The following is a 19,235-nucleotide window of genomic DNA, read 5'->3' as shown; positions in this document are numbered from 1 at the left end:
GTGCAATTCATCATCGCGGCAACTCAGGGACCGATGTTGGAGAGCTGGCGATCAGGTCTGGCTCACGTCGCCGGCGTGGACTTCCGCGAAGGCTACGGAACCGACGTCGCCCATGGTGCCGACGCTGTGCTTCTTCCGTTCCAGCTGGCTACCGATCGCTATGGCGGTAAGCCGGTGATTGGCTTCGCGGAAGTCCTCTCCAATGCCAGAAACGACGGATACCCGGGGAAGGTGGTCACCACGCCGCCTTTCCCGGCGGGACCGGTGGTCACTGACAGCGACGTGCTGTGCGATCGGCTCTTCTTCACATTCTCTGCCTGCTTCCTGGCTGTGCAGCGCCATAATGCTGTCTCCCGGGCCGAGCGGATCGCGGTTCTTCTCATCCACCTGGAGGGAGCGGCAATCATCAAGTTTCCGGAGGAGGTCGCGGTTTCCGCGTTCAAGCGCGCGGTAGCCGCGTTCGACATCGGATGATGTAAGACGACGCTGTACTTGGGCGGCCTGGGATTGAAGCTCGACACGGCAACGCAGGCCGAGACAGCGACCCGCTACTACACCTTCAACGGCCAGACGGTCGCGATGTGCACCAAGGCGGCGGTCACCTGTGAGTCGACCTGCTGGACAAGGTTCGACCCAGGCGACGTGGCTACGTCGCGAGACGCTCGGGTCGCACGCAGGTGTGAGGAGGTAGTCGGCAAGACGTTGGGCACGCCGCCGATAGCCGGATTGAGATGAAGAAGTGTTAGAAGGGTTCTTGGTGAGCTACCGGTCCGACAGCGAGCGGACCGGTAGCCTGGGGTGGCGTGATCCTTTTGGGGCTTCTCGTCCTCAGCTCGCCGAGCTGTTCGCCACGTGGGGCGGTGCGAGTTTCAACTCGGGGCTGTACCGAATCCATTCGTCGAGAACGTTCGAGGCGGCATCGCGGGCGATCGAGACTTACCTGCCGAAGATGCACCGTACAGCTGTTCCCTTTGGTTTCGACTGGCTCGGTCGGAACTATGCGATAGCTCCTGGCGGAGGAAGCTCGCCCGTCTTGATCGTCGATCTGGGCGAGGGGCGCGTCTTTGAGGTTCCGGTCGATCTTGAAGCTTTCCATGACGTCGAATTGGTCGACTATCCAAACGAGGCTTTGGCTGCAGATTGGTTCTCGGACTGGCGGTCTTCTCATGAAGGAGTGGCGCTTTGCTTTTCGGAGTGTGTCGGATATCGAACCCCGATATTCCTTGGCGGCACGGACGACGACGAGAACTTGGAAGTCTCTGACATTGATGTGTACTGGTCAATGACGAGTCAGCTCTATGGCAAGGTGAAGAACCTCCCTGAGGGGACGCCCATCGACGGTATTTCAATCGAGGAGTGAAGTGTGCGCTACGGCGTCGGGCCGTTGCACTGATGACTTCTTACTCGGTGGCAGGTCGGGAATGCGGGCTAGGCAGGATTTTGTAGCCGTCCGCTGGGTTGACGTCGAAGTGCTCTGAAGGGGTAGAGAGGAGCGCATGCCCGTGCCGGCGGTGAATGACGAGGTAGCCGTCGTGGTCACGGCGATCAACCCGTGGGGGGTCGAGGTCGCCACGCTCGGCGACGACGAGCGGGGGTTCATCGACAACCTGAAGCTGCCCGCCGACTCGACTCCGGCGGTGGGAGACGAACTGGCGGTGGTCGTGCTCGACGACGAGCGCACACCGTTCCGCGCCAGCCTCCTCGACGCCGATTTCGCGATCGCGCGGAAGCCGTGCACCGCCTACGACTACCGGTTGCTGAAGGCGCCATGGGGCATCCGGATCACCTTCATCGCGGAAGTGGAACCGTTCTCCGACCGACGCACAGCTACCCCTGTAGGTCATGGCGTCCGCGTGAAGCATGGCCTCGACGAGGAGCAGGGCGCCGCGGTGGCTGCCGGTCTCGCCAACTGCTCCAGGAAGCGGACGATGCGGAGATCGCGGGAGGCGACTTCGCTGCCGAATACACATCACCATCCGGAGCCACTTATCGCGCGAACAACAAGTCCGGTACACAGGTTCCGGACGGTATGGCCGACGAATTGGCACACTTCGACCATCCGCACCTCGGTTGCGCTGAGATGCAGTGCCTGGCGCAGGCGTACGCTGCGGAGGGCCCGACGGCGATCCGCGGAGGGAACATGACCGTGGTCCATGTGAGCGACCAAGCCAAGGGCGCACACGGCGATCTTGCGCGTCCCTGTGGTGGATGTGCGCGAGTTCTGAGAGGTCTGTACATCAGTGTCAACGGGGGATGAGGCGCTGCGTCTTGAGTCGGCCTCACCTGAGCTTCTCGCTGCTCTCGAAGCAGCGGGATGGGATCGGGACCGGGACGTTGCGATAGACCATGTGGTGGAAGAGCTCGCCGCTCAGGGCTATGAGATCAACACCTACGCGGCGGCTTTCCTTCGCAGCCTGTGCGGCCTTCGTATAGATCCGGCGAACGAGGACGGGCCCAACTTTCAGAACACCGAGCAGTTGATCGTCGATCCTCTGGGCGTGGGCCGACGGCACCGACCGGAGGCTGTCGAAGTAGAGAGCCTGATCGGTGAGTCCGTGTTCCCGGTTGCTTGGTGGCTGTCCTACTCCTACGTACACGTGGCTGCGTCGGGCCGGATGGTCGCCTTCTCGTCAGGGTTGACATGGTCTTTAGGCAATACTCCCGAGCAGGGTCTCGACATGGCTGTCAGGGCCTCGGAGCCGCTAGTTTGTATCGGATCGCGGAGTGGCCAGGCCAGATGGCCGAAGCCCCCGGCCTGGACGTAACCCTGCGCACCGGATGAGGAGTGCGTCGTGATGGATGTGCCCGAAGGTGCTCTCACGCGGCGTGCTCTTCCATTCGTGCAGGGGAACGGCCGGCGCCTTGCCTGCGATCGGGCTCGGCGGTCCGCGGAAAGGGGGGACGCCTGCCCGTGGAATGGATTCCATGAACTGGCCGGACCCTGAGCTGAACGCCATCGCGACCCGCGAGGACCTCGCTCGCTACCTCAGCGGGCTGGCGGCCGAGATCCGCGATGGAGCGGTGACTGCCGAGAACTCCGCTACCGATGCGTTCGTCGATTCCGCCGGGCGCTGGACCAAGTCGATGGACGCCTTCTTCGAGAACGTCTTGAAGGAGCCGGTCCCCGACGCTCCGGACTGGGCCATGGTCGCCGCGATTTTCCGCGCCGCTCTGGTGTACGAATAGGCGAAAGGCGCTCGTCCGCCTGCCGGCGGTGTGTTACCTCGGTCGCTGCACCGCCGGCACGCATCACCGCGGCTGCGCGTTTCAAGGGCGATCACTGATGCTCTCCGACATCGAGTTCATCACCGTGCGTAGTGCGACTGGAATGGCCGTGCCTGCATGCCTGTCGTGTCAGAGTGTGCTCGTAAGCGGTGGCGCAACGGACTTGTCGAGGTGACGGGCTGGTAAAAGAGCTTGAACCGGACGTGACTCAATGGCTCGCGAGCTCAGGTCGGACCCCTGACAGGAAGATGGATGTCACCGACCTCATCGCGCGTCTTCGCGCCGTGGGTTTCGACGTGGCGCCCGCTGCCGAGGCGTTTCTGCAGGGCTTCGCGTACATGTCGGTCGATCATGAGCCAAGTGTCATGATCGACGGAGTGAAGACGACCTGCTGGACAAGGTTCGACCCAGGCGACGTGGCTACGTCGCGAGACGCTCGGGTGGCACGCAGGTGTGAGGAAGTGGTCGGCAAGACGTTGTGTCCGGTGGGGATCGACGGGTTCCACCTGACCCTCTATATCGCCCGGGACGGAGGCTTCTACGCGAGCCGCGACGCCTCGGTCTTCGCTTACGCGGACTCGACGAGCGAAATGTTCCGAGCGATGCGGCATGGTGTGCGCCCTCGCCACATGGCTGACTGGACGTTTGCGTAGTCACTGGAGAGCTCCTTTCTGCGCGACGCTGGGAGTAGGCCTGGGCTGGTGAAGCGACTGAGGCCTGCTCCCGGCGGGTCGTCCTCTTACGAGAGCAGCGCGGCCACGCGGACGCCGTTCTCATCCGAGAGTCTCCGCGGAGGGCTTTGACCAGCCGGACAGCCTTCGTCGCGCAGATGGACCGCAACCTCGAGCGGATCAAGGAGGCGTCGTGATGGATGTGCCCGAAGGTGCTCTCACGCGGCGTGCTCTTTCGTTCGTGCAGGGGAACGGCCGGCGCCTTGCCTGCGATCGGGCTCGGCGGTCGGCGGAGAGGTGGCTCGAGCAAGGGGTCGACCGAGGTCTTGTGCAGAGGGCGCTGGACTACGAGCACCGCTGGGGAGATCTGTACCTCCCGCCGTCGCTGGCCTACAACGGAGGACCGCAGTACCTAGGTCCGGACCTCCTGCTCGGTTCTTGGGCTGATGGCGGATACCTGGAGGCCGGCCCCGCCCGATACTCCGTTTCGTACGATTTCCTGCTCGGGCCCGACGGCGTCCTCGGCGTCGGCGACGTCGATTTCGTTCCGCTCTATGCATCGGTGGAAGGTTGGATCGAGTCGCTCGCACTGGAGTCCCTGCTCCGCGGACTGGCTACCGAAGTGCGGAGGTTCACCGGGCCGGCAGTCTCCGGACTCGACCTGTCGGCGACGCGCCCGGTTCCTGGAGTCTCCGGGCTCTCTGACATCTGGTTGATGGACGATGAACGAGTCGTCTTCCTGTGCCGGGGCTACAGCCTCCTGGCGAGCGTTCCGGCAGACGCGTTCGCCGTCGTATATGCGGGAATCCCGGAGCTCGAGTTCAATCTTGATCTGTGATCGGTTCGGCGCGAGGGCTGCGGTTCGCATCGGTAGTAGGTGTCCGTCAGGAGGCTGAGATGGGTACGTTCGACGCCGAGGCGGTGTCGGTCGAGGTTCGGGAGTCCGGGCTGCTGGAGAGCACCGATGACATGCTCGTGCGCTCTCTGCGTGAGCGTGGTTTGAGCCTCGTCCACTCGGCGATCGTTCTTGCGAAGACGAGGCGCATCTCTTTGTCGGAGGCCAAGGAGGCCTTGGCGGACAGCGGAGTATGGTCGGCCGAATTCTCTGTCAACCGCCCCGTCCAGGACGAGATAGAAGGCTCCCTCGGGTAGCTGGTCGTGCCTGTGCAGTTGCCAAGGAGCCCACGTCGGGCGGCTCGGAGTCTTCCGAGAGGAGCGGGATGGGTACCTGGGGCACCGGCCCTTTCGACAGCGACATGGCCGAAGACCTCGTCGACCAACTGGCCACTCTTTCCGCGGCGCAGCGCGCAGAGGTGATCGAGGCAAGGCTCGAGAAGGCAGTGTGCGACGAGTTGTCGTCAGAGATACTCGCTGCGGCGGCGGTCGTGGCAGCGAACGTTCCGGCTGGGGCGTTGCTGCCGTGGAACGAAGACTATCCGGGAATTGCGTCCTGGCTTCGTCCCCACGATGTCGGTCACCTCGCGCTGCTGGCAGACCGTGCCCTGGAGGTCACCTTTCCGGCTGGCGGATGGTTCTCGCGCAGCTGGCCCGATGAGGATGACCGGCGAGAGTCCTGGGATGTCCTCGAGCAAATCCGGAGTGTTCTGCGCGGGCGGATGTCCTAGGGTGCCGTCCAAGGCATCAGGCCTGGCGTCATTTGCGGAGTAGGTGACACGGTGTTCGTCGGCCCGGCTGAGCTCCTTCGGAGGTGGAGCCAGTTCCTCGACGACCGCCTTCGCGGGGTACGGCAAACCCGGCGCTGCACCTACAGCGCTCTCGCGGCCCGGGACATCATCGAGCACCTGGCCGAGAAGAGCGGTCATCCCGCGGTGGTACGTTTGGTGGAAGCGGTCAGGAGCCTGGAAACCTCTCGCCTCGGTCGAGAGCTGGCGGATCGCCAGTGGTGGGCTGCGGTCCCAGCGCCCCCGACGCGACCGCCGACCTTCGACTCATCGGAGGGCACGGCCGTCGCCGGCCGGATCTGGGAACAGTCGGTCGAGGCCGGCCTGACACCTGTTGATGTGCTGAGCTTCGCGTCCGTTCGCGGTCACCTCTCCGCGCGACTGCGCTTCGATGTGGTCGCGCCGGATCGCCCGGTGTTCCGTCCCTTCGTCGAACTGACCATCGAAGGCGTGGAACGCATGTATTACGACCTTCTCGGCACGCAGCCTCCAGAAGTCTTCACGCCTACCTTCACGGCAGCCGTCGGCCGCTTGCGGCCGACCGGAATCCACATATCGCTGCACGAGGGCATGGCTGATGCCGACGCGGCGATCGCCCGTCACATATCGGCCTTTGCCGACGTTGACACCTCCTTCACCGGCTTCTCCTCGATAGAGCATCTGCTTCGCGAACCTCGGTTCCACGGCGACCTGCACTCCGCATGGCGCCTGCCGCTCGGCCTGGCACTGGAGGGCCGGCAAGGCGAAGCGCGACAGGCCGCCGGGGCATTGGTCCGGCGGCCGCACACCCGGGCGGGCCTCGAGGCTCGGCGCTTCGCGGACGCTCTCGAAAGAATGGGCTGCCCGTGCCGGCGGTGAACGACGAGGTGCCCGTCGTGGTCACGGCGATCAACCCATGGGGAGTCGAGGTCGCCACGCTCGGCGACGGCGAGCGAGGGTTCATCGACAACCTGAAGCTGCCCGCCGACTCGACTCCGGCGGTGGGAGACGAACTTACGGTGGTCGTGCTCGACGACGAGCGCACGCCGTTCCGCGCCAGCCTCCTCGATGTCGATTTCGCGATCGCGAGGAAGCCCCGCACCGCCTACGACTACCGGCTGCTGAAGGCGCCATGGGGCATCCGGATCACCTTCGTCGCGGAGGTGGAGCCGTTCTCCGACCGACGCACAGCGATCCCCGTAGGTCATGGCGTCCGGGTGGCGCACGACCTCGACGAGGAGCAGAGCGCCGCGGTGGCTGCCGGCCTTGCACTCGTCGCCAAGGAGATCTCCGCAGCCACAGCAGGCAGCCCGGTGGACATAGTCGTGCACTCCGTTCACTACGCCGAAACCGACTTCCAGATCGAAGGCCTGACCGCCGCGGCCGTGGGATGGGCCACCGAGCGGTTCGCCCTCCCGCCGCGCCGGCCGGCGGTGCACTTCGATCGAACAACCAACCGCTACGTGTTCGACTGGTCTCCGAAACTGCACCGGCTCTACGGAGCGCGCGCCTCGAACGTCGATGCAACGGCGGTCGAACCCGGCTTCGCCGACTTCCGCACACTGATCTATGCGGACGGCGGCGTCGACCTCGACGATGTCGAGCTCGGGGTGGGGATCGAAGCGCTTTCGGCCGACGGCTCCCTGCGGGACGTCTGCGTGTTGGGCGCCGGCCTCGAGGGCTGGCAACGCTTGTTCCGGGCCGTCCCAGCCGCCCCGTGGCCGTATGAACTGGAACGAAACGGTGAGCGGCTCGCGGCCGAAGAGTTCCACGTCGAAGCTCACTTCGCCGAGGTGGCGGCCGGCTCCGACATCTCCGTCCGCCTCTCGGTGCAGGTCGGATCGGTGGGGTTCGACAGCTTTCTCTTCGAGCCGGAGGAGATCGAGTTCTGCTGCACGCCGGCGAACCCCGAAGATACGACGCGCTTCATGGCCTGGCTCGCCGAGGTCTGTTCCCGGCGGGTCATCCTCACCTACGAGAGCAGCACCGGCCACGCCGACGCCGTGCCCATCCGGGAAGTTCTGCCCTGACCAGGCATCGATTGGACACTACTTCGTACCGCGCAGTAGTGTGCCTGCCGTGGATACGACCCAGCTCCTCAAAGGGGTTCTGGATCTCGCCGTGCTCGCCGCCCTGCGGGACGACGACGGCTACGGTTACGACATCCTCCGCCGCCTTCGTGCCTCCGGGCTGACCGAGGTCGGCGACGCCAGCGTCTACGGCACGCTGCGGCGGCTCTTCAATGCCGGCTACCTCAACACGTACGTCGTGCCGAGCGTGGAGGGGCCGCACCGGAAGTACTACGCGCTCAATGCCGCCGGCCGGGCCGAGTTGCAGCGGTCGGGCAAGATCTGGCACGAGTTCGCATCAACGATGGACGATCTGCTACGCGAGCGGGAGACGGCGTGAAACCCACGGCTGACGACGAGATCACCGCGTACGTGTTCGCGGTCCGTGCGGCTCTCGGTGACCTGCCCGAGGCTCAGCGTGACGAGCTGCTCGAGGACCTGCACGAGCACCTGACCGAGGTCATGGCCGACGGGGAGGGGACGCTCGTCGACCGGCTCGGCAGCCCGGAGGCGTACGCGGCCGAGCTGCGGGGCACGGCTCCCTCCTTCGTCGGTGGCTTTCCCGACCCGCCGCCGAGCCGGTACAACCCGCTGACGGACCTGCGCGACCAGGTGATGCCGCAGCTGCGTGAGCAGATCATGCCGAAGGTGCAGATGGCCGACGCGCGGGTCGGCAAGCTGATCGGGTACGACAACGTCAGCGACTTCCTGAAGCTGCTGCGCCCGGCCTGGTGGATTCTGCGCGGCTATCTGGCCGCCATGGTCGTCGCCGCGATGCTCGATGAGAGCGGGCAGCCGATCGGCCTGCTGCCCCGCATCGGCGGCAACGACTTCGTGGCACTCGTGTTCCTCGGGGCCGCGGTCTTCGGCTCGGTCTGGCTGGGCCGCCGGTATCCGCGGCTGCCGCGCGTTCCCCGGATCGCCCTGTACGCCGGTTCGGCGGTTCTGGTGCTGGTGGCGCTGGCCGGCTTCTTCGAGGCGGACAGCAGCACCCGGGACTCGTACTACTCGGACGTCAACTACGAGAATCCGTACAGCGGGGTCGAGGACGTGTTCGTGTACGACGAGCAGGGCCGGTTGATCACCAACGCCCGCCTGTTCGACCAGAACGGCGAGCCCATCCACCTGGGCAACGCGTACTGCTCCGACGACGAGGGCAACTACGTCGAGACCGACGGCGGCGTGTACCCGTACTGTCCCAGCAGGGCGCCGTTCCGCATGCCCGGCTCCTCGCCCAGCCCGAGCCGGAGCGCCTCGCAATCGCCGACCCCTCGTTGACAGTCATGTGAGACAACGGCACTGGGCCGCCGCCCTCGTCGCTCTCGGCACCGCCGTCACCGTGCTGGGGGTCACCGCGGGCGGCGACGACGCGAAGGATGCCGCCGTCGGGGACTGCCTGGCCACCTCCGCGAACGTGCGGCCGGGGCAGGACACCGACGCCGAAGCGACGGTCGTCGGCTGTGCGAAGGACGCCGCCGCGTACGCCGTGGTCGGCCGGATCGACGGTGTCAGCGATGCGCGGAGCCGTTCGTGCGAGTCGTTCTTCGCCGCGGACGAGGAGTACTTCGTCTACAGCAGCACCGCCGGCGACGGCTACCTGCTGTGCCTGCGGCGGGCCGGCTGAGCGATGCTGGACGCGTGCTCAGCCGTACCCCTGAGGACGTCGCCGCCCACGCGGCCGCGGCGCCCGGCCTGACGTCTCTCGACGCTGACGTCGCGGATTGTTTCGCGTGCCCGCGGCTGGTCGCGTGGCGTGAGGAAGTTGCCGTCACCAAGCGTGCCTCCTTCCGCGACCAGACGTACTGGGGGCGTCCCGTGCCCGGGTTCGGTCCCGCCGACGCCTCGATCGGCATTCTGGGGCTGGCCCCGGCCGCGCACGGCGGCAACCGCACCGGCCGGATCTTCACGGGTGACCGGTCCGGCGATGTGCTCTTCGCGGCGCTGCACCGCGCCGGGCTCGCCAACCAGCCGACCAGTGTCGCGGCGGACGACGGGCTTGCGCTGCGGCACACCAGGATCTTCTCGGCGGTCCGGTGCGCGCCGCCGGACAACAAGCCGCTGCCCGCCGAGCGGGACACCTGCGCGCCCTGGCTGCACCGCGAGGTCTCCCTCATCAGACCCACACTGCGGGTGGTGGTCGCGCTGGGCGGGTTCGCCTGGGCCGCGTGGTGGCCGATCCTGCGCCAGGTGTACGCCCAGAGCCCGCCCGTACCGAAGCCGGTTTTCGGCCATGGCGCGCACGTGGTCATGCCCGGCCTCCCGGACCTGCTCGGCTGCTATCACGTGTCGCAGCAGAACACGTTCACCGGCCGGCTCACCCCCGCCATGCTCGACGACGTCTTCGACAGTGCGAAACGGCTCGCGGGCCTGGCATGATTCGTGTCCTGCCGACTTTCCCGCCGATGGATCAGGGCCTGAGCATTGGAACTCGCCGCATTGCGTCGCTGGTGGCCGCTCGCCGCCGTCCTCGCGCTGCTCTTCCTCGCCTCGCTCGCGGCCACCCGGTCGGCGCCGCAGCTCGAGCGCTTCAATCCGGACGCCGGGGCCGAAGCCGAGGTGACCGCCGCGCCGTTGCTGCCGCCGAGTCCCGAGCCGACCCGGTCCGCCAGCGCTGAGCCGGTCGAGGCGGCCCGTGGCCTGCCCGACTGGGTCGGCACGGTGGCCTCGATCGTCATCGGTGCCGCAGTCCTCGCCGTGCTCCTGCTCGTCGTCTGGGCGGTGCTGCGGGAGCAGGGCAAACGGCGGGCGCGACGCACCGGCCGCCGGGTCGCTGCGCGGCCGGAGGCGCGAACGGCCGAGGACCTGGTCGCCGCCCTCGACGCCGGCCTGCAGGAGCTGTCCGACACCGACCGCGACCCGCGCCGCGCGGTGATCGCCTGCTGGGTCCGGCTGGAGCAGGCCGCGGCGGCGGCCGGCACCCCGCGGCACGCCGGTGACAGCCCCACCGACCTGGTGGCCCGCCTCCTGGCCGAGCAGCGGGTCGAGGCCGCCGTGCTGACCCCGTTCGCGCACGTCTACCGGCAGGCGCGGTATGCGACCCACACCGTCGACGACCAGATGCGCCGCCAGGCCGTCAGCGCCCTGGAGCGGCTGCGCGCCGATCTCGGGGCGGGGGTGCCGTCGTGAGCCGCGACCCGGACGGCGGGCTCGAGGACCTGTTCGGCGGTGTCGCCGATCCGGCGCCGGCCGAGGAACCGGCCATCGCGGAGGAGAAGCCGCGCTCGCGCACCTGGTGGATCGTGCGCAACGTGGCGCTGGTCGCCGTCGCCACCGTGGTCACCGTGGCCGTGCTGCGGTCGCAGGGCATCAAGGTGTCCGTGCTGCTCGTCGTGGCGGCGTTCGCCGCGTTGCGACTGCTGATGGTCGCGGTGTCCGAAGTGGCGCCGCCGCCGCTGCCGCGCCCGAAGGGCCGCCGGGGTGAGGAGAACGGCGACTACCGCTGGGCCGGCAACGACACGCTGCGCGTCGCCGTGCGCCGCTGGGAGCAGCAGCTGGACTGGGCGCAGCACGACGCCGAGCGCTTCTCGCGTATCGTCCAGCCGGCACTCGCCGAACTCGCGGACGAGCGCCTGCGGCTGCGGCACGGCATCACCCGCGCGTCGGATCCCCGGCGGGCGCGTGAGCTGCTGGGCGAGCCGTTGTGGCAGGTGCTGGACGATCCGGGGCGGCGGTCGCCGAAGACCCGGGAACTGTCGACGTACGTCGACGCGCTGGAGAAGATCTGAGAAGGGTGGATCGGTGACGGACGCGAGCGTGGAGGCCCTGCCGCCCTATGAGGTGGGCCGGCTGGCCGGCGCGGTCCTCGACTCGGTCGGCAGCGTGGTGGTCGGCAAGCGCGACGCCCTCGAGCTCGTGCTGGCCGGCATCCTGGCCGGCGGCCACGTGCTGCTCGAGGACCTGCCCGGGCTGGGCAAGACGCTGACCGCCCGCTCCTTCGCGCAGGCGCTCGGCCTGGACTTCCGCCGGCTGCAGTTCACCCCGGACCTGCTGCCCGCCGACGTGACCGGCTCCTTCCTGTACGACCAGCGCAAGGGCGACTTCGCCTTCCGGGCCGGTCCGGTGTTCACCAACATGCTGCTCGCCGACGAGATCAACCGGACGCCGCCGAAGACCCAGGCCGCGCTGCTGGAGGCGATGCAGGAGAAGCAGGTGTCGGTCGAGGGCGTCACCTACCGCCTGGACCCGCCGTTCCACGTGCTCGCCACCGCCAACCCGATCGAGTACGAGGGCACGTACCCGCTGCCGGAGGCCCAGCTCGACCGCTTCATGCTGCGCGTCTCGTTCGGCTACCCGACCCAGGACGAGGAGTGGGACGTGCTGCGCCGGCGCATGTCCCGCCGCCGGGAGGACGCGCAGCTGGCGCCGGTGGTGAACGCCCACACCCTGCAGTCGATGCAGGCGGCCCTCGAGTCGGTCGCGGTCGAGGACTCGATCGGCCGGTACATCGTGGCGCTGACCGCCGCGACCCGCGAGCACGCCTCGGCGCTGGTCGGCTCGTCCCCGCGCGGCTCGCTCGCCCTGCTGCTCCTCGCCCGGGCCCGCGCGGTGATGGCCGGCCGCGACTACGTCGTGCCCGAGGACGTCAAGGACGTCGCCGTGCCCGCGCTGGCGCACCGGATCACTCTGCGGCCGGAGATGTGGCTGCGCCGCGTGGACCCGTCGTTCGTGGTCCAGGAGGTGCTGCAGAACGTCCCCGCCCCGGCCAGCGGCGCGCTGCCGACGTACGCCGGCGGGTACGCCGAGCAGTGACCGTCACCGATCAGCCCCCGCTGCGGACCGCGGTGCCTCCCGTGGAGGCGGCGGCCGAGGAGGGCTGGGCGCCGCCGGTCTGGGTGCCCACCCGCGCCCTGGGCCGCACGGTGCTGCTCACCGGCCTGCTGCTGGTGCTGGGTGTCGCGCTCGGCCGGGTCGATCTGGTGCTGCTCGGCGCGCCGTTCGCGATCGGGGCGGCGGTGGGCCTGCGCCGGATGCCGCGGTCCGCGCCGGAGCTGCGCATCGACGCGGACGAGGACCACATCGTCGAGGGTGGCGAAGTCGCGGCGTCGGTCACGGTCACCAACCCCGACGTCATCACGTACGACCTGGTCGTGGTCCGCACCCGGACGTCGCCGTGGCTGCGGCTCGAGGACGCCGACCGCCCGTTCGCGATCAGCGTGGCGCCCGACGGCTGGACGGCGGTGGAGCTGCCCGGCACGGCGAACCGGTGGGGGCGCCACGACGTGGGTCCGGCGGCCGCCCGCGTGGCCGCGTGCGGCGGCCTGCTCGCCTGCCGTCCGGTCGTGATCCCGGCCCGCGGCGTGCGGGTCTACCCGGAGACCGAGCCGTTCGCGGCCACCGAGGCGATGCCCGCGGCGGCCGGGCTGGTCGGCAACCATCGCTCGCGGCGGCCCGGCGAGGGCGGCGAGCTGGCGGGGGTACGCCCGTTCGCGCCCGGTGACCGGCTGCGCCGCATCGACTGGCGGGTGTCCCTGCGTACCCGTGACCTGCACGTGGCGTCCACCCTGTCGGACCGCGACGCCGAGGTCCTGCTCCTGCTCGACGTGCTGGGGGAGGCGGGTGTCTCCGGCGGGGTCAAGGGCGAGGCGTCCGTGCTCGACACCACCGTCCGCGCGGCCGCCGCGATCGCCGAGCACTACCTGCAGCGCGGCGACCGCGTCTCGCTCGCCGAGTACGGCTCGAGCGCCCGCCGGCTGCGCCCCGCCACCGGCCGCCGTCAGTACCTCACAGTCCTCGAATGGCTGCTCGACGTCCGGGCCGACACCACCGACCGTGAACCGTACGAGCACGTCTTCGGCGCGCACAACGTCTCCTCGGACGCTCTCGTGGTGGTGCTGACCCCGTTGGTCGACCCGAGAGCCGCCGACATGCTCGCGGGCCTGGTCCAGTCCGGCCGCTACACCGTCGCCGTCGACACCCTGCCGGACGGTGCCGCGCCGCCGCAGCGCAGCCAGTGGACGCCGCTCGCGACCCGGCTGTGGCGGATGGAGCGGGAGAACGTGCTGGGGCGGCTGCGGGAGCACGGCGTACCCGTGGTGACCTGGGCCGGCGCGGGCAGCCTCGACCTCGTCCTGCGCGATGTCGCCCGCCTCGCCTCGGCGCCGAGGGGGCGGTGACGTGCTGAACGGCATCGCCGGTCGCATCGACCGCACCCGCACGGCGGTGGCGCGCGCCACGCTGCTGCCCCTGCTCCTGCGCGGCGGCATCGGACTCGCGTTCTTCGCCGCCATGCTCGTGGCCTGGCCGGTATCGCTGGTGCTGAGCCGCTACGCCGTCCTGCTCATGGTCGTGGCGATCTACCCGGCCTTCGCCCCGCGCGGCCGCGGTGTCACTCTCACCGCCCTGGTCGTGGTCGGCGGCTGGATCCTCGACACCACCTGGTACGACGCCCGCGTCGCACTCTGGCGGGTGCTGGCCGTGGCGACGCTGTTGTACGCGGGCCACAGCCTGGCGGCGCTGGCGGCGGTGCTGCCGTACGACGCGATCGTCAACCTGGACGTCGTGACGTCCTGGCTGGCCCGCGCCGGCATGGTGATCCTCGGCTCGGCCGTGCTGACCGTCGTCGCCCTCGGGCTGACGGCCGAGCTCGCCGGGGGAGCGTTCGTCCTGGCGACCCTCGTGGGCCTCGCGGCGGCCGTCGGCGTGACCCTGCTCCTCGCCCGCCTGCTGCGCCGGCCGTAAGGTCATTCTCAGCGAAATGAAACCGAAATACGGGCGTCACGACTCTTGACTTCCGGACTTGTCCTTGGTCACAGAACGAGGCATCGAGCGGCCCCGACCAGGATGATGAAGATGTGAAACCGCAACGCATCGTGGTGGTAGGCGCAGGACACGTCGGCTTGTACGCGGCCCTTCGCCTGTCGAAGAAGCTCAACGCCCGCCGGGCCGAGGTGATCGTCATCGACCCTCAGCCGCACATGACGTACCAGCCGTTCCTCCCGGAGGCGGCGGCCGGCAACATCTCGCCGCGCCACTCCGTCGTGCCGCTGCGTCGCGAGCTCAAGCGCTGCCACATCGTCTCCGGCGAGGTCACGAAGATCGAGCACGCTCGCAAGACGGTGACCGTCCAGCCGATCGAGGGCCCGATCAAGGAGATCACGTACGACCACATCATCGTGGCGCCGGGCTCGGTCTCCCGGGTGCTGCCGATCCCCGGCCTGCGCGAGCGCGGCATCGGCTTCAAGACCATCGGCGAGGCCATCTACCTGCGCAACCACATCCTCGACCGGCTCGACGTCGCGGCCGTGACGCCCGACCCCGAGGTGCGCAAGGCGTCGCTGGCCTTCGTCTTCGTGGGCGGCGGCTACGCCGGCGTCGAGGCGCTGGCCGAGATGGAGGACGTCGTCCGCGACGGCCTCAAGTACTACCCCGAGCTCAACAAGGACGAGGTCCGCTTCGTCCTGGTCGAGGCGTCCAACCGGATCCTCCCCGAGGTCGGCCCCGAGATGGGTGCGTACGCGGCCCGCCAGCTCCAGAAGCGCGGCATCGACATCCGCCTCGAGACCCGCATGGAGTCCTGCGTCGACGGCGAGGTCCGCCTCTCCGACGGCGACGTCTTCCGCGCCGAGACGATCGTCTGGACCGCCGGCGTCAAGCCGTCGCCGATGCTCGACCACACCGACCTGCCCCGCGGCCCCCGCGGCCACGTCACCTGCCTGCCGACTCTGCAAGTCGTCGACGGCGACACGATCCTCGACGGCGCGTGGGCGGCCGGCGACTGCGCCCAGGTCCCCGACCTCACCAGCCCCGGCGCCTGGTGTTCCCCGAGCGCCCAGCACGCCGTCCGCCAGGCCGCGGTCCTCGCCGACAACATCCGCCAGGTCGTCTACGGCGGCGCCCCCAGGAACTACAAGCACAAGTACGCGGGCAGCGTCGCCAGCCTCGGCCTCTACAAGGGCGTGGCCAAGATCTACGGCGTGAAGCTCAAGGGCCTCCCCGCCTGGCTGATGCACCGCACGTACCACATGAGCCGCATCCCCTCGTTCAACCGCAAGGTCCGGGTCCTGGCCGACTGGACGCTGGCCTTCGTCCTGAAGCGCGAGGTGATCTCGCTGGGACAGCTGCACGAGCCCCGCGAGGAGTTCACCCACGTCACACCGAAGGTGACGGACGACCGCACCGCAGAGCCCGTGGGCGCCGGCACGCGCTGACGGCAGTCCCGGCCGCCCGGTGGTTCACCGGGCGCCGGCGGTCCTGGCCCGCCCGGTGGTTCACCGGGCGGGCTACCGGCCGTCTTGCCCGCCGCCCGCCTGCCGATACGCGGCCGGTGTGGGGTTCACCTGCCTCGGTGGCCGTTTTCAGCCGGTCCGGCGTCGTGCCGGGTGGGTGGGACCGGATACGGTGAGCACCGACGCACCGGCCCGGGTGGTGGAACGGCAGACACGGCCGCCTTAAAAGCGGCTGCCCAAAAGGCGTGCGGGTTCGAGACCCGCCCCGGGCACCCAAAGCATCCGCACGGAGATCATCAGCCGTCGTTTGGGGTCCGTTGTGCGCCCCACTGGGGGCACGCAAGGGTTCCGCAATGCCCCCCGAGGCGAGAATCTCGTGCACGGTGCCGCTGAGCATGGCTGCGGTTTCTCCGGTGATCGTGACCCGCAGGTCCAGTTCGCTGGTGCGGTCGTCGTAGCGCAGCTCGAGATGGAAGGCATCGAAAGGCGTCGCCTTTGCGCTTCCGGTAGGCGGCTGATGGCGAGGTTTGTGGTGGGTATTGCCTCCAGCAGCGCCGGGTCGGTCGCCGGCTGGAGCTTGCCTTGCTCGGTGAGTTCGGTGAGCAGGTCCGTCTTCTTGCGCACGTCGGCGAGGATCGTTCGGAACCGCTCCTGGATTCCGGACCGCCACGCTTGGTCGAAGTTGTCGTCTCCGGAGGGCTCGAATTGCTCGAGCTCGCTGATGAGGTTGGTCTGACGGCGCTGAAGAGTCGCGATCTCCGTGGTGAGCGCGGCCGCGCGTTCGTCGCCGTCGTTACGGGCCGCGGGCCGGTCTAGCTCCACGGCCAGGAAGTCGGCGCGTGCTTCGCCGAAGATCCGTCGCTCGAAGAACTGGTTGACCAGCGGCATGATGTCGTCTTCCCGGACCGTCACGTGCGCCGGGTGGGCGTCGAACCACGGCAGGTGCTCGTGATGGTGGGGTTTTGGGCTGCACCGGTAGTAGGTGAGCTGACGGACCGTGTGGCCCCACATACGTCGATCGCAGAGCGCGTGGCGCAAATAGCTCCGGAGCAGGTAGGTCCGTTTCGCCAACGGGTTCCGCGTGGCGTCGGATCGTGAACCTTTGCGGAATCGGCCGACCGTGCTGGCCGCTTCGAAGATCTCGCGAGTGACCAGGGGCTCGTGGGTCGGCAGAGCGGACCACACCCAGGCGGAGGGCGGGTTGACCTTGCCGCGGATGCCGCGTTCCGGCCGCGGGCGTTTACGGCGGTTCCACACCATGTAACCGGTGTGCTTGGGGTTGTCGAGCACTTCGCGGACGTTGCTGGCCGTCCAGGCGCCGACCCGGTGACGGCGGCCTTCTCCGATAATCGGGTCCGGCGGCGGGTACCGGTCGGGGTCGTGATTGAGCCGGTCGGCGATGGCCTGGTAGCCGATCCGATCCAAGGCCCGCAGGAGGAAGATCCGGGTGACCACCGGCCCGCGGACCGGATCTGGGACCAGACGGTGCTTGGTCCGGCCTTGCTCGGCCTTGTTCTTGACGGGGTGGCGTGTCTTGACGGCGGCGTAGCCGTACGGAGGTTTGCCGATGTTGAAGCCCTGGTTGGTGTGAGCTTTGGTGCCGCCCCAAGACAGCTCCAGCATGTTCAGCACGTACCACTCGGCGATGGCCTGCTTGATGCGCCGGGTCAGGGTGGGCGTTGCCCGGCGGAACGGTGCGGCGCGTTTGTCGAGCCCCGGAACTGCGGACGGGTCGATGCCCTCGTCGGCGGCCAGCAGGGCGACGCCGGCCTGCTCGAGCTCGTACTCGATCTTCGTGCTGAAGTACGTGGTCCTCGCCACCCGCTCGATCGACTCGCAGACCACCGCCACGAACCGCCGATCCGGGCGCTGAGCCTCGGCGAGAAGGTCGGCGATCCCGCCGACGCGGGGGATAGGGATGTCGAACTGCTCGTGTGCGGTGCCGGTGCCTCGGCGTTCGACACTCTTGCGACCGGACTCGACGTCGTAGAACTTCGCCACGATCACGAACCCGGGCGGTAGCGCATTGCGCGAGCTCTCCAGCTGGCGGGGGAGGGAGAGAGTGGGATCCTGCGCGTCGTCGGTCGAGGTACGGCCCATCCACGCGATCGGCACCGCCGCCTGCTGGAGAGTCTCGGGGACGTTCTGGTCGGCGACGATACGAAGCCAGTCCAGCAGGGTCGCCTCGTCGCCAGCGTCGACGGGGTGCGATACCTCAGGCGGTGGTGCGGTCATGTCGTCCTCCGTCTGTTTCGTCGGGTGGGTGGCTGGCGAACCACTCGAGCGCGTCCCGGACGGCTGCCCCTTGCCGCTTGATGAGCTCCTCGGCGGCGGTTCCGTGAACCACCACGAACGTGATCTTCACGCTGAGCGGATCGATGCCGGGGTGCTTCGTTGCGCCGGCCCAGGCCGCCGCACCGTAACGTGACTCAACTACCGGCGGGCTCGGCTTGTCGGCTCTGTCGCCGCGCGACAAGGCGCTGTCGTGCTGGCCGATCGCGGCGTCACGGGTGACAAGGAATTCGCGCGGATCCTGACGTCCCGGGCCGCGACCACTGTCGCCGCTGTCATGGGATGTCACGGCCGTCGGTCCAGACGTCCGAAGTCCACCGACGTGGTGTGGGTGATCTGTCGTGGAGTGCAGGCGGCGCTGTCGCGGACTGCCGCCAGCGGCTCATGGCCTGTCGCGTAGGTGTGGATCTCGTGTGCCGTCGTGCGCGCCTCTGTCGCTACGGTGCCGCCCGGGGCGGTGCGCCAGAGGATGATCGGTACCGTGTCGTGAGCAGTCATCGGCGGGTCGCCCCCGTGCCGACTGGCCGTGTTCGCACTCCACAAAGGCGTCGTTGCGGCTCGGTACGCGGCGTCCGGGAGCCGTCCCGGGCCAACAGCCACCCAACAGAGCCCCGTTGTTGGGCGGGTGCGGGTTCCAGCGGTGACCAGCCAACAGCGCACCGACCTGCACTGTTGGCCGTGTTGAATCACGTGATCATGCCCGACAAGGTCATGCGATCTGCTCGCGGTCCTGTTGGGTCGGCGTTGGGCGGCCCAGCCGCGACGGACGCCGCGTTGGGCACCCAACCTGAGGCATTGGCAGACAGGACATCAAACCGCTCGGCGACCCATGTCCACGCTCGGGGGGATCGCGTCGGCGTCGGCTTGATCGGGCCGCGTTCGCTCCCGACCGCACGCTTTCGACCTTGGCGGACGACCAATGCCCGTCCGCGGAGCTCACGTGCAAGTGCGAAAGTCGGCGCCGACATCCCCGTGCCAGCCGCCGGTCTGAACCGCTATACGCAACTGCCCGACCGGCGCTGCCGCCGGGGCCCTGGCCCAAGATTGCGCTGTCAGTGAGCCCGGTCTGTCGGCCTGAGCCCGGTCTGTTGGCCGGCCCACGTGGCGGCCCGGACCCGGCACCGCCCGGCCGACCCCAGGCCGGCTCTGCAG

At 68.7% G+C, this 19,235-nt stretch carries 24 protein-coding genes, 1 tRNA gene and 1 pseudogene; 24 read left to right on the top strand and 2 right to left on the bottom strand.

Features of this window, described 5'->3' with window-relative positions:
• The 23 genes from AB0J80_RS12295 to AB0J80_RS12185 all read left to right on the top strand — a co-directional run bounded on the left by AB0J80_RS12295 (nt 1) and on the right by AB0J80_RS12185 (nt 16,607).
• Nucleotides 1–474 (top strand): hypothetical protein, encoded by a 474-nt coding sequence (locus AB0J80_RS12295; RefSeq protein ID WP_364703917.1) that lies wholly within the window; start codon nt 1–3, stop codon nt 472–474.
• Between the two features lie 283 nt (nt 475–757).
• A complete protein-coding gene (locus tag AB0J80_RS12290) occupies nt 758–1,360 on the top strand; it encodes a hypothetical protein (RefSeq protein WP_364703914.1) in 603 nt (200 codons plus the stop codon).
• Between the two features lie 136 nt (nt 1,361–1,496).
• Complete coding sequence (locus AB0J80_RS12285; protein ID WP_364703911.1) at nt 1,497–2,144, top strand: hypothetical protein; 648 nt, start codon at nt 1,497–1,499, stop codon at nt 2,142–2,144.
• A gap of 96 nt (nt 2,145–2,240) precedes the next feature.
• Entirely contained in the window at nt 2,241–2,765 is a 525-nt protein-coding gene (locus AB0J80_RS12280; protein ID WP_364703908.1) for an SUKH-3 domain-containing protein, read from the top strand.
• 160 nt (nt 2,766–2,925) lie between these two features.
• Nucleotides 2,926–3,186, top strand: a complete 261-nt coding sequence (locus tag AB0J80_RS12275; protein WP_364703905.1) for a hypothetical protein — start codon at nt 2,926–2,928, stop codon at nt 3,184–3,186.
• Nucleotides 3,187–3,374: 188 nt separating this feature from the next.
• Nucleotides 3,375–3,878 carry an SUKH-3 domain-containing protein gene (locus AB0J80_RS12270; protein ID WP_364703903.1) on the top strand — a complete coding sequence of 168 codons (504 nt, stop codon included), beginning with the start codon at nt 3,375–3,377 and terminating at the stop codon, nt 3,876–3,878.
• Nucleotides 3,879–4,089: 211 nt separating this feature from the next.
• Nucleotides 4,090–4,734 carry a hypothetical protein gene (locus tag AB0J80_RS12265; RefSeq protein ID WP_364703901.1) on the top strand — a complete coding sequence of 215 codons (645 nt, stop codon included), beginning with the start codon at nt 4,090–4,092 and terminating at the stop codon, nt 4,732–4,734.
• A 59-nt stretch (nt 4,735–4,793) separates the two neighbouring features.
• Entirely contained in the window at nt 4,794–5,048 is a 255-nt protein-coding gene (locus tag AB0J80_RS12260; RefSeq protein ID WP_364703898.1) for a hypothetical protein, read from the top strand.
• A 68-nt stretch (nt 5,049–5,116) separates the two neighbouring features.
• Complete coding sequence (locus tag AB0J80_RS12255) at nt 5,117–5,521, top strand: DUF4259 domain-containing protein (RefSeq protein WP_364703895.1); 405 nt, start codon at nt 5,117–5,119, stop codon at nt 5,519–5,521.
• 51 nt (nt 5,522–5,572) lie between these two features.
• Complete coding sequence (locus AB0J80_RS12250; protein WP_364703892.1) at nt 5,573–6,436, top strand: hypothetical protein; 864 nt, start codon at nt 5,573–5,575, stop codon at nt 6,434–6,436.
• Nucleotides 6,433–7,587 carry a hypothetical protein gene (locus tag AB0J80_RS12245; protein ID WP_364703890.1) on the top strand — a complete coding sequence of 385 codons (1,155 nt, stop codon included), beginning with the start codon at nt 6,433–6,435 and terminating at the stop codon, nt 7,585–7,587. Before AB0J80_RS12250 ends, AB0J80_RS12245 begins: the two co-directional genes overlap by 4 nt.
• Before the next feature lie 49 nt (nt 7,588–7,636).
• Nucleotides 7,637–7,966, top strand: a complete 330-nt coding sequence (locus tag AB0J80_RS12240; protein WP_364703887.1) for a PadR family transcriptional regulator — start codon at nt 7,637–7,639, stop codon at nt 7,964–7,966.
• Nucleotides 7,963–8,904 (top strand): hypothetical protein, encoded by a 942-nt coding sequence (locus AB0J80_RS12235; protein WP_364703884.1) that lies wholly within the window; start codon nt 7,963–7,965, stop codon nt 8,902–8,904. Before AB0J80_RS12240 ends, AB0J80_RS12235 begins: the two co-directional genes overlap by 4 nt.
• A gap of 7 nt (nt 8,905–8,911) precedes the next feature.
• The gene (locus tag AB0J80_RS12230; protein ID WP_364703882.1) at nt 8,912–9,250 is read left to right on the top strand and encodes a hypothetical protein; all 339 of its coding nucleotides are present in this window, start codon (nt 8,912–8,914) and stop codon (nt 9,248–9,250) included.
• 68 nt (nt 9,251–9,318) lie between these two features.
• Complete coding sequence (locus tag AB0J80_RS12225) at nt 9,319–10,002, top strand: uracil-DNA glycosylase (protein ID WP_364704469.1); 684 nt, start codon at nt 9,319–9,321, stop codon at nt 10,000–10,002.
• A 45-nt stretch (nt 10,003–10,047) separates the two neighbouring features.
• Nucleotides 10,048–10,752, top strand: coding sequence for a DUF4129 domain-containing protein (locus AB0J80_RS12220; protein WP_364703879.1), 705 nt, complete (start codon nt 10,048–10,050; stop codon nt 10,750–10,752).
• On the top strand, nt 10,749–11,351 hold the full coding sequence (locus AB0J80_RS12215; protein WP_364703876.1) for a hypothetical protein: 603 nt from the start codon (nt 10,749–10,751) through the stop codon (nt 11,349–11,351). Before AB0J80_RS12220 ends, AB0J80_RS12215 begins: the two co-directional genes overlap by 4 nt.
• A gap of 13 nt (nt 11,352–11,364) precedes the next feature.
• Entirely contained in the window at nt 11,365–12,375 is a 1,011-nt protein-coding gene (locus tag AB0J80_RS12210) for a MoxR family ATPase (protein WP_364703874.1), read from the top strand.
• A 41-nt stretch (nt 12,376–12,416) separates the two neighbouring features.
• Nucleotides 12,417–13,739, top strand: coding sequence for a DUF58 domain-containing protein (locus tag AB0J80_RS12205; RefSeq protein ID WP_364704467.1), 1,323 nt, complete (start codon nt 12,417–12,419; stop codon nt 13,737–13,739).
• Nucleotide 13,740: 1 nt separating this feature from the next.
• Nucleotides 13,741–14,304, top strand: coding sequence for a hypothetical protein (locus tag AB0J80_RS12200; protein WP_364703871.1), 564 nt, complete (start codon nt 13,741–13,743; stop codon nt 14,302–14,304).
• Nucleotides 14,305–14,417: 113 nt separating this feature from the next.
• The gene (locus tag AB0J80_RS12195) at nt 14,418–15,773 is read left to right on the top strand and encodes an NAD(P)/FAD-dependent oxidoreductase (RefSeq protein WP_364703869.1); all 1,356 of its coding nucleotides are present in this window, start codon (nt 14,418–14,420) and stop codon (nt 15,771–15,773) included.
• Nucleotides 15,774–15,981: 208 nt separating this feature from the next.
• Nucleotides 15,982–16,063 (top strand) — tRNA-Leu (locus AB0J80_RS12190).
• A 310-nt stretch (nt 16,064–16,373) separates the two neighbouring features.
• Nucleotides 16,374–16,607 carry a hypothetical protein gene (locus AB0J80_RS12185; protein ID WP_364703866.1) on the top strand — a complete coding sequence of 78 codons (234 nt, stop codon included), beginning with the start codon at nt 16,374–16,376 and terminating at the stop codon, nt 16,605–16,607.
• A gap of 369 nt (nt 16,608–16,976) precedes the next feature.
• Here the strand turns inward: AB0J80_RS12185 and AB0J80_RS12180 are convergent.
• Nucleotides 16,977–17,246, bottom strand: a pseudogene (locus tag AB0J80_RS12180) (recombinase family protein); the annotation flags it as partial.
• On the opposite strand from AB0J80_RS12180, the gene AB0J80_RS12175 reads away from it, so the two are divergent.
• On the top strand, nt 17,172–17,813 hold the full coding sequence (locus AB0J80_RS12175) for a hypothetical protein (RefSeq protein ID WP_364703863.1): 642 nt from the start codon (nt 17,172–17,174) through the stop codon (nt 17,811–17,813). The pseudogene AB0J80_RS12180 and the gene AB0J80_RS12175 sit on opposite strands and share 75 nt — an antisense overlap.
• A gap of 193 nt (nt 17,814–18,006) precedes the next feature.
• Here the strand turns inward: AB0J80_RS12175 and AB0J80_RS12170 are convergent, their stop codons facing one another.
• Nucleotides 18,007–18,372, bottom strand: a complete 366-nt coding sequence (locus AB0J80_RS12170) for a hypothetical protein (RefSeq protein ID WP_364703861.1) — start codon at nt 18,370–18,372, stop codon at nt 18,007–18,009.
• Nucleotides 18,373–19,235 lie beyond the last annotated feature (863 nt).

This window comes from Actinoplanes sp. NPDC049548 (assembly GCF_040676695.1).
Lineage (GTDB): Bacteria > Actinomycetota > Actinomycetes > Mycobacteriales > Micromonosporaceae > Actinoplanes.
This window is presented reverse-complemented; position numbering and strand designations above follow the sequence as displayed.

Excerpts from the sequence above, each read along its gene's own strand:
- AB0J80_RS12285 (WP_364703911.1), top strand. The coding sequence starts at position 1,497 with ATGCCCGTGCCGGCGGTGAATGACGAGGTAGCCGTCGTGGTCACGGCG.
- AB0J80_RS12275 (WP_364703905.1), top strand. The coding sequence starts at position 2,926 with ATGAACTGGCCGGACCCTGAGCTGAACGCCATCGCGACCCGCGAGGAC.
- AB0J80_RS12260 (WP_364703898.1), top strand. The coding sequence starts at position 4,794 with ATGGGTACGTTCGACGCCGAGGCGGTGTCGGTCGAGGTTCGGGAGTCC.
- AB0J80_RS12255 (WP_364703895.1), top strand. The coding sequence starts at position 5,117 with ATGGGTACCTGGGGCACCGGCCCTTTCGACAGCGACATGGCCGAAGAC.